The organism is Halobacillus litoralis, from assembly GCF_004101865.1.
GTDB lineage: Bacteria > Bacillota > Bacilli > Bacillales > Halobacillaceae > Halobacillus > Halobacillus litoralis_A.
Map to the genome: position 1 here is coordinate 495,796 of NZ_CP026118.1, position 15,927 is coordinate 511,722.

General features: G+C 41.6%; 17 protein-coding genes. 7 read left to right on the plus strand and 10 right to left on the minus strand.

Going from position 1 to position 15,927, the window contains the following annotated elements; translation table 11 throughout:
- Positions 1-2: 2 nt before the first annotated feature.
- Positions 3-1,085 carry a pyruvate dehydrogenase (acetyl-transferring) E1 component subunit alpha gene (gene pdhA, locus HLI_RS02535; protein WP_128522930.1) on the minus strand — a complete coding sequence of 361 codons (1,083 nt, stop codon included), beginning with the start codon at positions 1,083-1,085 and terminating at the stop codon, positions 3-5.
- A 614-nt stretch (positions 1,086-1,699) separates the two neighbouring features.
- Positions 1,700-2,431 (minus strand): YkyA family protein, encoded by a 732-nt coding sequence (locus HLI_RS02540; protein WP_241655920.1) that lies wholly within the window; start codon positions 2,429-2,431, stop codon positions 1,700-1,702.
- Between the two features lie 183 nt (positions 2,432-2,614).
- Between HLI_RS02540 and def the strand changes: the two genes are divergently transcribed.
- Together def and HLI_RS22090 are read left to right on the plus strand one after the other, a co-directional pair.
- On the plus strand, positions 2,615-3,169 hold the full coding sequence (gene def, locus HLI_RS02545) for a peptide deformylase (protein WP_128522932.1): 555 nt from the start codon (positions 2,615-2,617) through the stop codon (positions 3,167-3,169).
- Positions 3,170-3,775: 606 nt separating this feature from the next.
- On the plus strand, positions 3,776-3,898 hold the full coding sequence (locus tag HLI_RS22090; protein WP_277750301.1) for a hypothetical protein: 123 nt from the start codon (positions 3,776-3,778) through the stop codon (positions 3,896-3,898).
- Positions 3,899-3,974: 76 nt separating this feature from the next.
- Here the strand turns inward: HLI_RS22090 and HLI_RS02550 are convergent, their stop codons facing one another.
- On the minus strand, positions 3,975-4,751 hold the full coding sequence (locus HLI_RS02550) for a Cof-type HAD-IIB family hydrolase (protein ID WP_128522933.1): 777 nt from the start codon (positions 4,749-4,751) through the stop codon (positions 3,975-3,977).
- Between the two features lie 440 nt (positions 4,752-5,191).
- Here HLI_RS02550 and HLI_RS02555 point away from each other — a divergent pair, with 440 nt between their 5' ends.
- Both HLI_RS02555 and rnjA read left to right on the plus strand, forming a co-directional pair.
- Positions 5,192-5,401, plus strand: coding sequence for a DNA-dependent RNA polymerase subunit epsilon (locus tag HLI_RS02555; RefSeq protein WP_128522934.1), 210 nt, complete (start codon positions 5,192-5,194; stop codon positions 5,399-5,401).
- Between the two features lie 3 nt (positions 5,402-5,404).
- Positions 5,405-7,072 carry a ribonuclease J1 gene (rnjA, locus tag HLI_RS02560; protein ID WP_128522935.1) on the plus strand — a complete coding sequence of 556 codons (1,668 nt, stop codon included), beginning with the start codon at positions 5,405-5,407 and terminating at the stop codon, positions 7,070-7,072.
- A 43-nt stretch (positions 7,073-7,115) separates the two neighbouring features.
- On the opposite strand, the gene HLI_RS02565 is transcribed toward rnjA, so the two are convergent.
- From HLI_RS02565 to HLI_RS02585, 5 genes are all read right to left on the minus strand, one after another.
- A complete protein-coding gene (locus tag HLI_RS02565; protein ID WP_128522936.1) occupies positions 7,116-8,837 on the minus strand; it encodes a pyruvate oxidase in 1,722 nt (573 codons plus the stop codon).
- Between the two features lie 318 nt (positions 8,838-9,155).
- The gene (locus HLI_RS02570; protein ID WP_128522937.1) at positions 9,156-10,469 is read right to left on the minus strand and encodes a hypothetical protein; all 1,314 of its coding nucleotides are present in this window, start codon (positions 10,467-10,469) and stop codon (positions 9,156-9,158) included.
- An 85-nt stretch (positions 10,470-10,554) separates the two neighbouring features.
- Positions 10,555-10,836 (minus strand): hypothetical protein, encoded by a 282-nt coding sequence (locus HLI_RS02575; RefSeq protein ID WP_128522938.1) that lies wholly within the window; start codon positions 10,834-10,836, stop codon positions 10,555-10,557.
- On the minus strand, positions 10,829-11,392 hold the full coding sequence (locus HLI_RS02580) for a hypothetical protein (RefSeq protein WP_241655921.1): 564 nt from the start codon (positions 11,390-11,392) through the stop codon (positions 10,829-10,831). The genes HLI_RS02575 and HLI_RS02580 overlap by 8 nt, the downstream gene beginning before the upstream one ends.
- 466 nt (positions 11,393-11,858) lie before the next feature.
- A complete protein-coding gene (locus HLI_RS02585; RefSeq protein WP_128522939.1) occupies positions 11,859-12,530 on the minus strand; it encodes a BMQ_0737 family morphogenetic spore coat protein in 672 nt (223 codons plus the stop codon).
- Positions 12,531-12,851: 321 nt separating this feature from the next.
- Between HLI_RS02585 and HLI_RS02590 the strand changes: the two genes are divergently transcribed.
- The 3 genes from HLI_RS02590 to HLI_RS22095 all read left to right on the plus strand — a co-directional run bounded on the left by HLI_RS02590 (position 12,852) and on the right by HLI_RS22095 (position 14,513).
- Positions 12,852-13,904: a hypothetical protein gene (locus HLI_RS02590; RefSeq protein WP_128522940.1), complete on the plus strand. Its 1,053-nt coding sequence runs from the start codon at positions 12,852-12,854 to the stop codon at positions 13,902-13,904.
- A 10-nt stretch (positions 13,905-13,914) separates the two neighbouring features.
- Complete coding sequence (locus HLI_RS02595) at positions 13,915-14,316, plus strand: M67 family metallopeptidase (protein WP_164908450.1); 402 nt, start codon at positions 13,915-13,917, stop codon at positions 14,314-14,316.
- Positions 14,317-14,378: 62 nt separating this feature from the next.
- Positions 14,379-14,513 (plus strand): hypothetical protein, encoded by a 135-nt coding sequence (locus tag HLI_RS22095; RefSeq protein WP_277750302.1) that lies wholly within the window; start codon positions 14,379-14,381, stop codon positions 14,511-14,513.
- Positions 14,514-14,840: 327 nt separating this feature from the next.
- Here the strand turns inward: HLI_RS22095 and HLI_RS02600 are convergent, their stop codons facing one another.
- Positions 14,841-15,506 carry a potassium channel family protein gene (locus HLI_RS02600; protein WP_128522942.1) on the minus strand — a complete coding sequence of 222 codons (666 nt, stop codon included), beginning with the start codon at positions 15,504-15,506 and terminating at the stop codon, positions 14,841-14,843.
- A gap of 158 nt (positions 15,507-15,664) precedes the next feature.
- The gene (locus HLI_RS21390) at positions 15,665-15,817 is read right to left on the minus strand and encodes a hypothetical protein (protein ID WP_164908451.1); all 153 of its coding nucleotides are present in this window, start codon (positions 15,815-15,817) and stop codon (positions 15,665-15,667) included.
- Positions 15,818-15,927 lie beyond the last annotated feature (110 nt).

Genomic DNA, 15,927 nt, shown 5'->3' on the forward strand with positions numbered 1-15,927 from the left:
ATTTACTTCGACTCCTTTTCCTTGTATTCTTCCAATTGCTCTTTCAGGTTAGATGGAAGTTCATCATGCATGATACCGATCAAGTCAGCAACTGATTGTTTATCAGTACCGTCAGCTTCTTTGACTGCTGCTTTGATTTCTTCCTTCGTTTTTTCAATCAATTCGTTTTCTTCTTCTTCTGACCATAGATCTTTCGCTTCAAGGAATTTACGGAAACGAACGATCGGATCTTTTTTCTCCCACTCATTATCTTCGTCTTCTGTACGGTAACGAGTCGGATCATCTCCAGCCATTGTGTGTGGACCATAACGGTAAGTCAATGTCTCGATCAACGTCGGACCTTCACCGTTCACAGCACGTTCACGCGCATCTTTCGTAGCTGCGTAAACTGCAAGTACGTCCATACCATCCACCTGAATGCCTTCGATACCTGCAGCAACTGCTTTTTGGGCAATTGTTTGAGCAGCTGATTGCTTCTCAACAGGTACAGAAATTGCGAAACGGTTATTTTGAACAACGAAAATTGCTTGCGCACCGAAAGCACCTGCAAAGTTGATTCCTTCATAGAAATCCCCTTGAGAGGCGCCGCCGTCACCAGTGTAAGTGATGGCTACAGCATTTTCTCCGCGTTTTTTATATCCAAGACCGACACCGGCTGTTTGGGTGATTTGTGCTCCGATGATGATCTGTGGGCTTACGGCGTTAACTCCTTCAGGCATTTGATTCCCTTTGTAATGTCCACGGGAAAACAGGAATGCCTGGTAAAGTGGAAGACCGTGCCAGATCAACTGTGGTACATCGCGGTAACCTGGAAGAATGAAGTCTTCTTTCTCAAGTGCGAATTGGCTTCCCAACTGGGACGCTTCCTGTCCAGCCGTCGGCGCATAGAAACCAAGACGTCCTTGACGGTTAAGTGCTATAGAACGCTGGTCCAGAATACGCGTATAAACCATACGACGCATAATTTCTTTTAAATCATCATCTGATAAGTCAGGCATGAAATCATCATTTACGATTTCGCCTTCTTCATTAAGGATTTGAAACGTTTCGAACTGATTTTCAATGTTCTCAAGAGTTCGTTTCAAAATATTTCACCCTTTCCTTCGAATTTTAAAATGGATGCTGTGAGTAGCTTTCCCAATTATGAAAAAAAACTGTACCGATTTTCTCTTTACGTTTTACCCTGTACATAACTTTATTAATCATGCATAGAAGCTGAACATAACTGTTACATTCATGAAGCAAGATTCAATGGTACAATGTCAATCCACTATGTAGTTTAGCTCAATTCGTCATTGTTCGTCAATCACTTCGCATACATAATCTCCATACATACTTAGAGTATAAACGCCACACTCAGAAAATGGCTCATTCTGTCAATGGAAAGCCTAAGACTGTACCACCCTAAAAATTGTTCCTGTATTAATACTACGATTTTTCATCCATAGAAGCAAATGATTAAACTTGTTTTGGATACTTGTCTGAAATGAGCAACCTGTTTAATAAGTAAGAAGAAAAATTTGAAGATTGAAACCATTAAAATACCCATTACACAGCAATAAGGTTCAGAGACAAGCTGTTCTAGTACGAGCTATGGATGCCAGAAGATAGAAAACTGTTAGTGCTTTAAGCACCACATGAAAGCATCAGCTATTTCAGAGCACAAAAAAACCGCTGAATAAGTCAGCGGTTCCTTCAACTATTCTTCAGAAGAAGCGTCCGTACCGTCTTCTCCCTCTTTTTCTTCGTCATTTGTTTCTTTCTCCCCGGACTCCTCGTACGTGACATCCAGTTCTAATGCCTCATAAAGCTCTTTTTTCAATGTATTGTATTTCTCAGTATGTTCATTGAATGTTTTATTCATTTCAATGACCTTGTTATAGCTTTGATTGATTTCTTCTATCTGACCTTGCAGCTGTTCTTCCGTCAAATCTTCTTTCTGCATCATTTCATAAAGCTCAGCATCAAGCGTAAGTGCTTCATCATAAGAACTATAGAGATCTTGATAAGCATCGTAACGCTTGTTCATCGTATCGATCAATTCCTTGGCTTTATCTTTTGCGTCTGCTTTTTCTTCATCCAAATCTTCAACAAGAGGCTCTATTTTATCGAACTCTTCCTTAGCAGAGTCGATACTTTCTTTTTCAAGCTCAAGCTTTTCCCTGCGTTCTTCTACGATCGCGGCCGCTTGTTGAGATTTCTCTTTAATCTCTTCGAATTGGTCCATGTTCAAATCGATGATTTGTTCATAAAGCTCCTGCTCTTCTTTCTCCAGCTCAACCATTGGTTGCTGCTGCTCCCTGAAAGCATCTTCCAAAGTAACGGCTTTTTCTAGGTGATCATACATCTCTTCTTTAGCTGACTGGCCTGTACATCCAGATAAAATTAAGACCGCAGCAGCCAGAAGTGCCATGAGCATACGTACTTGCACAACTTTTCCCCCTCGTATTACATGAAACATCATTGTAATCTTGTCATATCTACAATAGTATAATAAATGAAAATAAATTGGAAGTGCCTTTTTCACAAATGTTACCATTAACATACTCATTAAGGTTGACTTCACTTTTATAAGAAATCGTTGGAGAGTTTCTGCTTAGAAAGGATGTTGTTGATGATCACAATGGACGATATTGTTCGTGAGGGTCACCCCGCTTTAAGAAAAGTAACGGAAGAGGTTTCTCTGCCTGCTTCTGAGGGGGAAAAAGAGACTTTAGAAGCTATGCTTCAATATTTGAAAAACAGTCAAGATGATCAGGTATGTGACCGTTACGGCTTGCGTCCTGGAGTGGGCTTAGCTGCACCGCAAATCAACGTAAACAAACGTATGCTTGCGGTTCATTTTACAGATTTGAAAGATAAACTTTATAGCTACGGTCTGTTCAACCCACGCATTATCAGTCATTCGGTTGAACGTACTTACCTTTCAACAGGCGAAGGTTGTTTATCAGTTGATCGTGAAGTACCTGGCTATGTGCCGAGATATAGACGAATTACTGTGAAGGCGATTGACCTGGAGGGAAATGAAGTGAAGCTGCGTCTGAGGGATTATGCCGCCATCGTTTTCCAACATGAAATCGATCACTTGCACGGTGTCATGTTCTATGATCATATCGATCAAGATAATCCGTTCAAAGAACCAGAAAACGCAATCCCAGCAGATCGCTGAATTAGAACAAAAGCGCAAGCGCCTTGTCACCCCCGACAAGCATAAGCAAACCTTTGAAGTGGCGGTTTGTGCCACAGCAAAGGGCTTGCTAATGACCTCGAGGGGGTAGGCGCTGGAGCTGGACGAACAAAAGCGCAAGCGCCTTGATCAGCCTCGACAAGCTTAAGTCCATTACTCCTGTGAAGCGATCTTTCTTTACAGGAGTAATGGACTTAAGACCTCGAGAGGCTAGGCGCTGGAGCTGGATGAAACAAAAGCGCAAGCGCCTTGATCACCCCCGACAAGCATAAGCAAACCTTTGAAGTGGCGGTTTGTGCCACAGCAAAGGGCCTGCTTATGACCTCGAGGGGGTAGGCGCTGGAGCTGGATGAATCAAAAGCGCAACAATCCTGAATAATTAGAAAAGGCGCCTGATTTCGTTGAGGAAACTGAAGAACGGCATCTTTTGAGGTATTCATCCAATAAAGAAGCTGAGTTGGACGATTTTATCCTTTAACTCGCCTTCTTTCAATGGACAAGAAAAAAGAGTGAATTTCTTTGTTTTTATATCAAAGAAATTCACTCTTTCTAAATGGGCCTCTGTTGATTCCACGATGAGCGTTCGGTGTGACGCCTGCGGGAACAGCACGAGCTGAAGATCCACTTGGTCAAGTGATCTTCTTGGCCAATTCAGCTGAGGCCGTGCCCGCGGCAAGCATCCACCGACAAGCGATTCGTGAGAAACAATAACAAACATTAACAGCTTCTCTAGATTGAGAAAGGTTTTTCAGTGGTCATTTTTCATTCAGGCGCCTTTTAATTTCCATCATTTCAATAAACCGAGTTCGTAAATCGCATGGACAAGTCCGCCTTCTCCGACATCTGTCGAAACAAAGTCACTGACTGCTTTTGTTTCAGGGACAGCGTTCCCCATAGCAACACCTGTGCCAGCTTCACGGATCATTTCGATATCATTTAAACCATCACCAAAAGCATAAGTATCTTCCAGATTAAGTCCGGATGCTTCTATCATTTTCTTTATGCCTTCCGCTTTCGAGCCACCTTTTGGCAGAACATCACAGGAGACAGGGTGCCAGCGGATATAATCGAACGCATCATAAGCTGTCCGGTACTCCTCGATTTCATCCCCTTCACAAAACAACAGCGATTGATAAATGTTTCTTCCTTTAAAGAAAGACGCATCTTCAGTCGGGTGTTCAATGTATAATGTGCCGAGGCTTTTTGTGATATGAGAATGATTCAGTGTAGATGCTTTCATTTCTTCATCATTCATAAAAACCATTGGATGGTCGTTTTCTTCTGCATGTTGGTGAAGTTTTTCTAAATCAGGTTCTGAAAGAGGGTTCGTATAGACTTCCTCTCCTTCAAATACCACATACTGACCATTGAAACTAACGAAGGAATCGATTCCAAGCTCTTCTCTCAGTTCTTTGTACATGAATGGGGCCCGTCCTGTTGCGATGGCACAATAGACACCTTCGTTTTGTAAGTCCTTGATGGCTTTTTTCGTCTTTACCGGAAGTTTCTTATCATGATCAAGCAAGGTTCCATCAATGTCGAAAAAAGCGATTTTTTTGTTCATTCTACATATCCTCCTAAAATTGCTGCCATTAATATTTTGTATTTATATTAGTATGGTCCATTCTTTGGCTATACTGTAGCATGAGTGGATAGGTTTGAGAAGAAAAACACACGATAATGACAAAATATAATATGTAAATGTTTCATTCTTCCACAAACCGTATTATACTAGAAGTAACAGGGATTGGGCGGTTTAACGTTTTTGGCGCATTTCTTCATCAAAGAAAGGGGATAGATGCAAATGATGAAGCGTCTACGAAGAAAGCTTAGAAAACGTTGGAAAGATTTCATGGAACGAAAAACATACGCGTAAATCATTACTCCGAAGGTGCAGCGAACACCTTCGGAACACTACTATCATTACCATACATGAAATAAACGTGCTATGATGATGACAGGACAAGAATGTGGAAATAATATCTAGTTAGGAGCGATAGAGCAATGATATTCAAAGTATTATATCAGGAACTGTCGAAAGAAGTTCCTGTCCGCGAACGTACAGACAGTATGTATGTAGAAGCGGAAACAGAGAGAAAAGTTCGAGAAAAATTAAAAAATAAAGGATTCAATATCGAATATATACAGGTGCTTGATGAGGATCACCTGGCATATGAAAAGCAATCCGAAGATTTCGCTGTGGAGAATCTTTAATCGATGAAATTCGTGAAAAATGACCAAACAGCCGTATTCGCCCTCGGCGGACTCGGAGAAATTGGTAAAAACACTTATGGTGTACAATTCCAAGACGAAATCATCCTCATTGATGCAGGTATTAAATTCCCGGAAGATGAACTGCTCGGTATCGATTATGTCATTCCGGATTATACCTATTTAGTACAAAACCAAGATAAAATCAAAGGGCTATTCATCACCCATGGTCACGAAGACCACATCGGTGGAATCCCTTACTTGTTACGTGAAATCAACATCCCTATTTACGCTGGCAAATTAGCGATTGGCCTGCTGCGTAATAAGCTGGATGAACATGGTCTTTTGCGGAATGCAAAGTTGAACACGATCCAAGAGGATGATGTCATCAAGTTCCGTAAAACCTCTGTGTCTTTCTTCCGTACAACGCACAGTATTCCTGATTCATACGGAGTCGTCGTTAAGACTCCTCCAGGCAACGTTGTGCATACCGGAGACTTCAAATTTGATTTCACCCCTGTCGGAGAACCCGCTGACTTAGCTAAAATGGCTGAGATCGGTAGAGAAGGTGTTCTCGCCCTGTTATCAGATAGTACCAATAGTGAAGTGCCTGGTTTTACAAAATCAGAGCGTGTCGTTGGTCAAAGTATTCATGACATTTTCTCGCGTATGGAGGGACGTTTGATTTTCGCTACGTTCGCATCAAACATCCACCGTTTGCAACAAGCTGTAGAAGCTGCAGTTAAAAACAATCGAAAAATCGCTGTATTTGGCCGCAGTATGGAATCTTCCATCAGAATCGGTCAAGAGCTTGGATATATCCGTGCCCCTAAGGATACATTCATTGAACCACAACAAATCAACAAGTTGCCGGCTAATGAAGTCGCTATTCTCTGTACGGGGTCTCAAGGTGAGCCGATGGCTGCCCTTTCTCGTATAGCAAATGGGACGCACCGCCAAATTCAAGTACAGCCTGGCGACACTGTCGTGTTCTCTTCTTCCCCAATCCCTGGAAACACGATTAGTGTCAGCAGAACCATCAATAAACTTTACCGTGCCGGAGCAGATGTCATCCACGGTCCATTGAATGATATCCATACATCAGGTCACGGCAGCCGCGAAGAGATGAAGCTTATGCTCAGTTTGATGAAGCCGAAGTACTTCATGCCTATTCACGGTGAATACCGTATGCTTAAAGAGCATGAGAAATTAAGCTATGATTGTGGAGTTGAACCGGATAACTGCTTTGTCATGGATAACGGTGATGTACTTGCTCTCGGTAAAGAAGAAGCGATGGTTGCTGGAAAAATCCCATCCGGAGCCGTCTATGTCGATGGCAGCGGAATCGGTGATATCGGAAACATCGTTTTACGTGACCGCCGCATTCTTTCTGAGGAAGGTCTCGTGATTGTCGTGGTCAGCATCAACATGAAGGAATTCAGAATAGCTTCTGGACCTGACATTATCTCACGTGGATTCGTTTATATGAGAGAATCCGAAGACTTGATCAAAGAAGCACAGAAATTGGTCAGTTCCCATGTTGAAAAAGTCATGGAACGCCGCACAACTCAATGGTCAGAGATTAAAAACGAAATTACGGACACAATTGCACCGTTCTTATTTGAAAAGACGAAACGTCGTCCGATGATTTTACCAATCATTATGGAAGTATGATATTAAAAAGCCCCGCTGGCAGACGCCAGCGGGGCTTTAATTTTTATCTCAATCGTTGAATTGATTTTTTCATGTCAGGCAAGTCAAGAGATCCTGATTCAAAGAAGTTTTTCACGATATATTTTGAAAAATTAACAGCCGATTGATATCCGATTTTACCTGGTAGAGGGGCTTGATCCTCGATAGCCACATCGATGATCACCGGTTTGTTTGAAACAAAAGCCTGTTTCATCTTTGGCGCAAGTTCTTCATACGATTCTATCCGGTACCCTTCTCCACCGCACGCTTCTGCGAACTTGGAAAAATCCACTTCTCCTAAATTCGTTGCGTAATTCAAGTGCCCCATTTGTTCTTGCTCGTATTTGATCATGCCGATTTTACTATTATTCAGTACAATCATTTTAATAGGCAAATCATATTTAACAGCTGTGACAAAGTCATGCATCACCATGGAGAAACCTCCATCTCCTGATACGCCGATCACCTGTTTTTCTGGATAGGCTTTCTTGGCAGCAATCGCACCAGGAAGTCCGCTTCCCATGGTCGCAAGCCAGCCGGACAATACAAACTTCTGATTGACTAGGTGTAAAAAGCGTGCCAACCATACCGTGACATTTCCGACGTCTCCGGAAATGACCGCTCCGGGTTCCATGTGCTTCTCAAGCTCATACATAACCTGGGGAGCGTGAAGAGGGTCCTCGGTTGAACGTTTCTCCTCCTGGATAGCAATTCTCCAATCATTCATTTTTTCCTGGTAATATTCAAGGTAAGACCGCTTCTCTACAGGACTAATGAGTTCAGACAATGCTTGCAATGTTTCTTTGCTGTCCCCTGCCAGACCTAGTTTGATGGGGTAGTACTTGCCGAGGTTATCCGGCTTATTATCAATTTGAATCGCAGGTACATCCTCTGGTAAAAAGTCACGATAAGGAAATTGTGTCCCTATCAGAATCAATAGATCTGTCTCTTTCATCGCATGATAGGCAGGTTTCGTTCCTATCTGACCAAGTTGCCCCAGACAATATGGGTGGTTATCCGGAATCATTCCTTTGCCAAGCAAACTTAGAATGATTGGCGCCTTAATCTTCTCAGCAAAATCTATCAATTCATTCTGTGCATCTTTCGTCCCTTGTCCTGCCAGAATGATCGGTTTTTCAGCTTGTTCAATAAGACTGCGTGCCTCTTTCAAATGAGCTGGTTTAGGGATCATTTCCGGCTTATAATGCTCTCCCGACGTGAGCATCACTTCACTGGTCTGTTTTTTGGCGAACAAATCATCAGGCACGATCAAGACGGAAACACCTTTATTCGTATAGGCTTCTTTAATTGCTTGGTTCAGCAAATCCGGGAGCTGCTCTTCTGTAGCTGCACGTTTATTGAATACGGCGACATCATCGAACATACGCTCCAGATTAATCTCCTGGAAGGCTCCTGTTCCGACTTCCTCACTTTGGACTTGGCCAACAAGGGCTAGCACAGGCGCTTTATCTGCTTTCGCATCATAAAGACCATTCAGCAGGTGAACTGCGCCAGGCCCTGCAATCGACAGAGTGACACCGAGTTTACCAGTTAACTTTGCATAAGCTGAAGCAGCCAATGCTCCTGTTTCTTCATGTCGGATCTGCATGAAAGAAATCTCTTCCTGTCTTTTTCTCAAGTCATCGATCAGTTCATTGATTGAATCTCCGGGCATTCCGTAAATGTGGTCGACGCCCCAATCGATCAATTGTTGTGTAATGACTTCTCCGGTTCGCTTTTCAAACATGTATACTCATCCTTTCGGTATCTCCTAGTATGATTAAAGGTCTATAACTTTTCTTATTTCCTTTCCCACACCTCTTTAAACAAAACAAGCGGAACTTAAATTGTTTATTCTTAATTAGTATTGATGATTGTAGAAATATTATTTTCCTGAACCCTCTCAAGTTCAATCCAATATCCGATGAAAAAAGAAGGCTAGGCAACGAAAATGGCTTTGGTGCTGGGGCTGGAAGAAAATCCTTTATCCGGTTATTTGAATAATACTTATACAAACAAAAAAACCTACCCAGACAGGTAAGTTAATAAGGGGGAAATCGTTATATCATTCTTTGGAATGTCCATTTTTACTTTCTTCCACCTCTAAGGCAAGGATCTCTTCTCCGAGCTGTTCCACCTTATTTTCCAATGCTGTCATGAATACGATTTTAGAATCCAACTCTTCCTCATACTCAAAAGTTTGACCGAGAAGTTTCTTTATTTCCTGATCTAAAAGGCTTAGAATGTCCTCAGATCCGGACTCTTCACCAGAGCCTTCTTCTGGAAATACGCCTAATATTTTCTCATTTTGCTTTTTGAGTTGTTCATTTGCTTGTTTCAGATCATTAATCAGTCCAGCTTTTTTGTCCAGCTTTACATTCAAGTCTTTTTGCTGCTTTTCATACTTCTGCCTTTCTTTTGCCCAGGCTTTCGCTTGTTCTTGATGGGTACGTTCTGCATCTTTCCATTCCTGTTGTTGATTTTTCAGTTGGTCATACGCTTGTTTCAACTCATCAAGCTTTTTGTCCCTTTGGCTCAGTTTTTCAGTCCACTCGTTTTTGTTCTTTTCATATGTTCTTTTTTCCTCATCCCACGTTTTGGCTTTTTGTTGAAAAGTGAGTTCTTTCTCTTTCCACTCCTCTTGAGCTTCGCATAGGAAGGATTTTTGTTCTTTCAATTCTACTTCCGCTTCTGACAACAGGTTTCCTAAGCGCTTCACTTGATGATAATAGCTTCGGGCATCAACTGAAAGGGTCTCATTTTTATCTTCGAGTACATTTATTTCTTCAGTCAATTGCTTCAGATGGTAGTCTTGCTCTTCGTTTTTAGCTTTTACTTCTATGATTATTCCATCTGCTTCTTCCAATCGTTCTTTTAGATTTTGTGATATTGCTTCATATTCTTCAATGCGTGAACAATAATCATCTTCTGTTTTTTCAAAGTGCTGTTTTTGCTGGTACAACTCTTCATTTCTTTTTTCAAGTTCGTCTTCTTGCTTTTTCAAGCGGTATTGCAAACTTGATGCTTCCTTTTGCAAGTCAACTACTCGTTGGGAGGTCTCTCTATAATCCTCCTGGAACCGATTCGCCTTTTCTTTCCAAAGTTCTGTTTCCTGAACCTGTTTTTCCTGCAGTCGTTTCACATTTGATAATTGCTGTTCGAGGCCTTGCATTCGTTTGTTGGCCTCTTGAATTGATACATTACGATCCCTTTTCAACTCTTCTTGCTCTTCGATCAGGTCTGCGTTTTCTTTCTTCAACTTTTCGAGCAAAGCATAATGGTAATTTTCCTGATAATCCTTCACCTTTTCTTTATATTTTGCCAATTCAGATTTGAAATGAATGATTTTTTGTTGCAATAAAACCGTATTTTTTTCCATTTGCAAACCTCCTTGTGAAATGGTCTTTCACTTATAAGCCCCAACGGTTATATATATATGAACATAGGCGCAATGAATGAACCCTCTACTTTAATAGATCTCTGATTTCTTTAAGAGCTTTTTCGTTTTCTTTCATAAGTTCTTCCCATTCTCTGCTTGTTCCATTGCCTGATGAATGAACTTCATAGGACGGAGGGTTTTTATTCATCATCAACATCATCAATAACATTTGGATGGTTTGATCATCGAGAAAAACAAAACTTTGATTTTTCCTGTCTGCACTACCCGCTTTTGCTTCCTGCAACTGTCCATTCATCCATTCTTTGAGCCATTTTTTCAACAATAGCTGAAGTTCCCGATCATCCATCTGACTCCCCCTCCTGAATGATGTTGGTACCACTTATATTAATTTGGTTCAGCGACGGTGTTCCATTTTTATTCTCTTCTCCATAGGTATAACCAAGCAAACTCCCGGAATATTTCTGATCTGCGGACCATTTGAGTTGAAAATTGGAAAAAGAAAGAGTCTCATTTGGTTCTATTTGTGCTGTACCTGAAGGCTGCAACCAAAATTCTTCCTTATCGGTATGTTCATTCATTCGCTCCCAGGCGCCTTGCATTTTCATTTTTTGGAGCGAGTCCTTATACACATATTTACCTGAAAAGTGAAAAGGTGCTTCCGAGGAAATTTTCAAGCATATATAAGGAGAAGGAAAAGGCTGATCTCCGATGTTGTGAACATGATAACTCCCGAGTACCATGCTATCCATCTTGGGGTCATGAGAAAAATGGATCGCATATGTAAAATAACTAATGAGCTTCCACCCTTCAGTCTGCTTTAACTTAGAAATCAACTGTTTGATTTCATCGAAATACTGATCATTCTTCTTTTTCCATAACGATATTTCCTGGGATGAATCCATAATTTCACCTCCGAAGTATCTAATGCGCAAGCGCCTTGGTCACCCCCGACAAGCTTAAGACAAGGCTCGCCGTGACGTTCTTTGTCACAGAGAGAATTGACTTAAGACCTCGAGGGGGTAGGCGCTGAAGCTGGATGGATCTAATGCGCAAGCGCCCTGAAAGACACGAAACGCATAAGCAAAACGGCCTGTGGAAGGTGCTCTCCCCTTCCACAGGACGGGTTGCTTATGTCGCGAGTGGCTGGGGGCTGAAGCTGGATGGATCTAAGCGCAAGCGCCTTGGTCACCCCCGACAAGCTTAAGACAAGACTCGCCGTGACGTTCTTTGTCACAGAGAGGATTGACTTAAGACCTCGAGGGGGTAGGCGCTGGAGCTGGATGAATCTAATGCGCAAGCGCCTCAAAAAATTCCTGGCCAACAAAAAAAGAGAGGACATAATCCTCTCTTTTAATATATGCGATGAAATTACCCGTTAGTACCGTCGTCTCCGTTAGGGAACAACACTGGGCATTGTGGTGGCATCATAGGGGCAGGGCATGGTGGGATAGGAAGCTGATCTCTTGGCTCACAGAAGTCAGCTACGATTTCAAGTGTTACGTCGAATGTAGATTGAATGCTCTGGCACAATCTTACAGATACAGTGACATCGTCTAATGTGTCTGTTTCTGTACCATTTTCTTCACAAGTAAAGTTACAGATGAAGCAATCCAAATCCGTGTAAGTGACATCCACATCTGTTCCTTCAGGTGCACATAACAGGACTTGCTCACAACGTGTGAAGTCTACCTCACCAACTTCAACGAGTCCTCCCCCTAGTTCTGGAACCAGTTCGACAAATACTGTTACCGTAAAGTTTTTACGGATATTAACAAGTTGGAGCGTCAACATTGTTCCATCGACAACAAGCTCCTGGTTCACTCGCCCGGCAATTTCAATCGGGTCTACTTCCGCTGGTTCTACTGTACATGAAACATTTACAATGTCATCACACTCAATAGGATCTCCAGTCGGTCCAAGTGGAAGATCGAAATCACCTAGAGTCAAATCAAATGACGCTTCATTGATGATCCAATCATAAACTTTTTCTGTGTTGATACATAGGAGCTCTTGGCCCCCTGTTAAATTTTTTGCTTGCATGATTTGCAAACACCTCCGAATAAGATTTTTTCTTTCATTCGTAGCATATGAACAAATGTACAGTTGGGTCTAGTACTATCGCTGATATTTGATATTTTTTTGCATTTTGTGCGAACACCTATATTAGATTCATAAAAACGAAAATTGGTGACTGTCCCCTTGCAGAAACATCTAATAAATACGATGTTCAAGCATAGAATGATAAGTAAAAGAAAAGAACGGAAATTACGCTTGTAAGCAAGGCTTCGATATTCTGCACATTTGTCACGTATTGGTGAATTATCAATAGTATATTAATGTGCTGAAAAAGGGTGATGAGTGATGGACCGATACAGATTGTATAGCACAGATGAAATGCAGACATTAAAGGAGAAATTACGCCTTTATAAAGAAATTTTGTATTTCATGAAATCAGGCAGTGTCACAGACGACTACCTTCTTACAAAAATGGAATCGAATGATTTCAAGTTTAATTTAGAAGGAGTAATGAATAAAATGGAAGATTATAATTACGAAGCAGGGGAAAAAACAAAGCTGCTCTCTGCTCAGCTTCAATCTGTAAATGAAACGGTGAATGTATTGAAGAAAGACCTTGAGGCCATTAAAGACAAGATGGATCGCCTGCAAATCCACGACTTAATGGAAAAAATGAACCGTGTCATCGATACTCAACAGACTTCAGTAAAACAAGAAACAACCTCTGAGGTCGATCGCCTAAAAGATGAAATTACCTATTTAAAGGGCCAAATACAATCAGCCCCTCAACAAACAATGCCAGAAACTCCTGTTCCTGTTCAGGAAAGCAGGCAGGCTCCTGCAAGGACATCGGAATACCGTAAATTGCAAAATATGCTCCAATCATCCCGTTCCTACACTTCAGCAAGAAATGACCATTATCCACCAATGAGCAACAGGCAGGCTGGTAATCAATCGTCTTATTATCAAAACCAACAAGCTGCTAATCAGACCTCTTTTCCTAACCAGAGTATGAATGATGGCAAAAGGAAGAAATACAACAATCCGCAAATGGATATGAACAAAAATACGATCATTCGAAAAAAAAACGCTGAAGAATCCGCCCAGTCAATAACAGATAGTGACAACACAGGTGAAAATAAACTCCAATTCCATTATTTAATAAAGAAAGCATTGGAAAATGGACCTATGTTGCAGAAGACCGAGGAGCAGAAAAATCTTTCAAAAGATTCAGCAGAGCCAACCGAGAAGGTCGAAGAGAAAAAAAAGGAAAAGCAGGAACAGCATTCTATAAATGAAGAAAACCATCCCTCAGTGACAAATGGCAAGGAAAATAAAGAACCAGGAAAAAAGATGGAACTCTCCTCATTATTTTCGATCTTCCAGAAACGGAATTGATGGAGATATGATGAAGATATCTAAGACCCTGTACGACCAAATGATTAATCATGGGCTGCAAGAATTGCCTTATGAAGCTTGCGGACTACTAGCCGGAGCGGAACAAGGTCATATTCGATCTGTATGGCCATTAAAGAATGAATGGAAATCAAGCACTCGTTTCTATGTAAGTAAGAAGGTCGTTGAAGAGACACTGGAACAAATTGGTTTGAAGGGACAAAAGGTGTTGGCTGTATATCACTCACACCCTGCAACAGCACCTTACCCCTCATATACCGACCTTAAGAATCACACCGAGTATGGAGTGAAGATGGTGATCGTTTCTTACAAAACAAGCTACCCCCACACCAAATGCTTTTCAATCAGTGAGAAATCCTATGACGAACACCCATTTCTTATAGATTTTTCCTAATCGCCCTCCCTTTTTTCATCAAAATACTTATAATACAATATAAAGAATAAGGAGAGGTAGTCGTGAAGGCTAAAAGAGTGAAAAGACAAGTTCAGAGTAGTCGTGTCAGAAAACCCAATGGACCGATTGTCATCAACACATCACCAAGCGACCGTAAAGTGAAACGTGGCGGATGCTGCGGTAAGAAAAGAGCTTAAGACACATTTTCTCACCTCCGAATGAGATGAATGGACGTTCTTATAAAATTATAAAATAAGTGTTAACTTCTTTATTACTGACAAGAAGTTTTATCTATAGATCAGAACAAAAGCGCAAGCGCCTTGCTCAGCCTCGACAAGCTTAAGACGATCCTCGCCGTGACGTCCTTTGTCACAGAGAGGATGGACTTAAGACCTCGAGAGGCTAGGCGCTGGAGCTAAATGATAAAAAAACCACAGATTAGCGCTCTGTGGAAGGTGAAAAATATACTTTATAATCTTTTAAAATAAGCCCCTCTATCAATAAGGATAGAGGGGTTTTTTACATCAATCTTCTACAACTAATCTCTTTTCAAAACGGCTGATATCCTTATCGGCTCCAATGACGATGAGAATATCGCTTTCTTTGATTTCTTCTGTTGCCATCGGCGAAACGATGACATCTTTATCCCGTTTGATAGCGACGACGTTACAGCCGTACTCGGCACGAATATCCAGGTCAACAAGCGATTTACCGCCCATTTTACTACCAGCTTTGACTTCTACGACACTATGGTCGTCGGATAGCTCGATATAGTCAAGAATATTGTTGGAGATGATATTATGCGCAATCCGTTTCCCCATGTCCCGCTCCGGGTGGACAACCTGGTCCGCTCCGATTTTATTGAGAATTTTCTCGTGATAATCATTTTGGGCTTTCACTGTAATGGTTTTGATGCCGAGTTCTTTTAAAATCAAGGTTGTCAGCATACTTGCCTGGATGTTGTCACCGATGGCTACAATCACATGATCTATATTCCGAAATCCTAATTCTTTCAAAACATTTTCATCTGTCGAATCGGCGATGACCGCGTGTGAAGCAATATCGCGATACTCGTTCACTTTATCCTCGTCCAAATCCAATGCAAGGACTTCCATGCCTTCCGTACTCAATTCCCGGCATATACTTCCGCCAAATCTTCCTAGACCTATAACTGCGAATTCTTTCTTCATATCTGCTCCTCCATCCGTTCACCAAAATCTATTCCTATTCTATCATAAAACTTCAGTTAAACTGAACAACAGTCCAGTCCCCTACCCTTTATCGATGTTATATTTTGATAGGCAAAAAAATAGAGCGGCATAAATGCGTGGCCACTGAAAAAACCTTTTCAATCTAAAGGAGCTGTTAAAGTTTGTTGTTGATTCACACGAATCGCTTGTCGGTGGATGCTTGCCATAGGCCCGACCTCAGCTAACTTGCTCAAGAAGATTCCTTGACCAAGTGGATCTTCGGCTCGCGCTGTTCCCGCAGGCGTCACCACCAAACGCTCATCGTGGAATCAACGAGGCCTATCTAAAAAGAGTGATTTTCTTTTATTAATCAAAAAAACAGCCTGCGTGTACAAGGGTCAGGGGGTATATTCACTGTCAA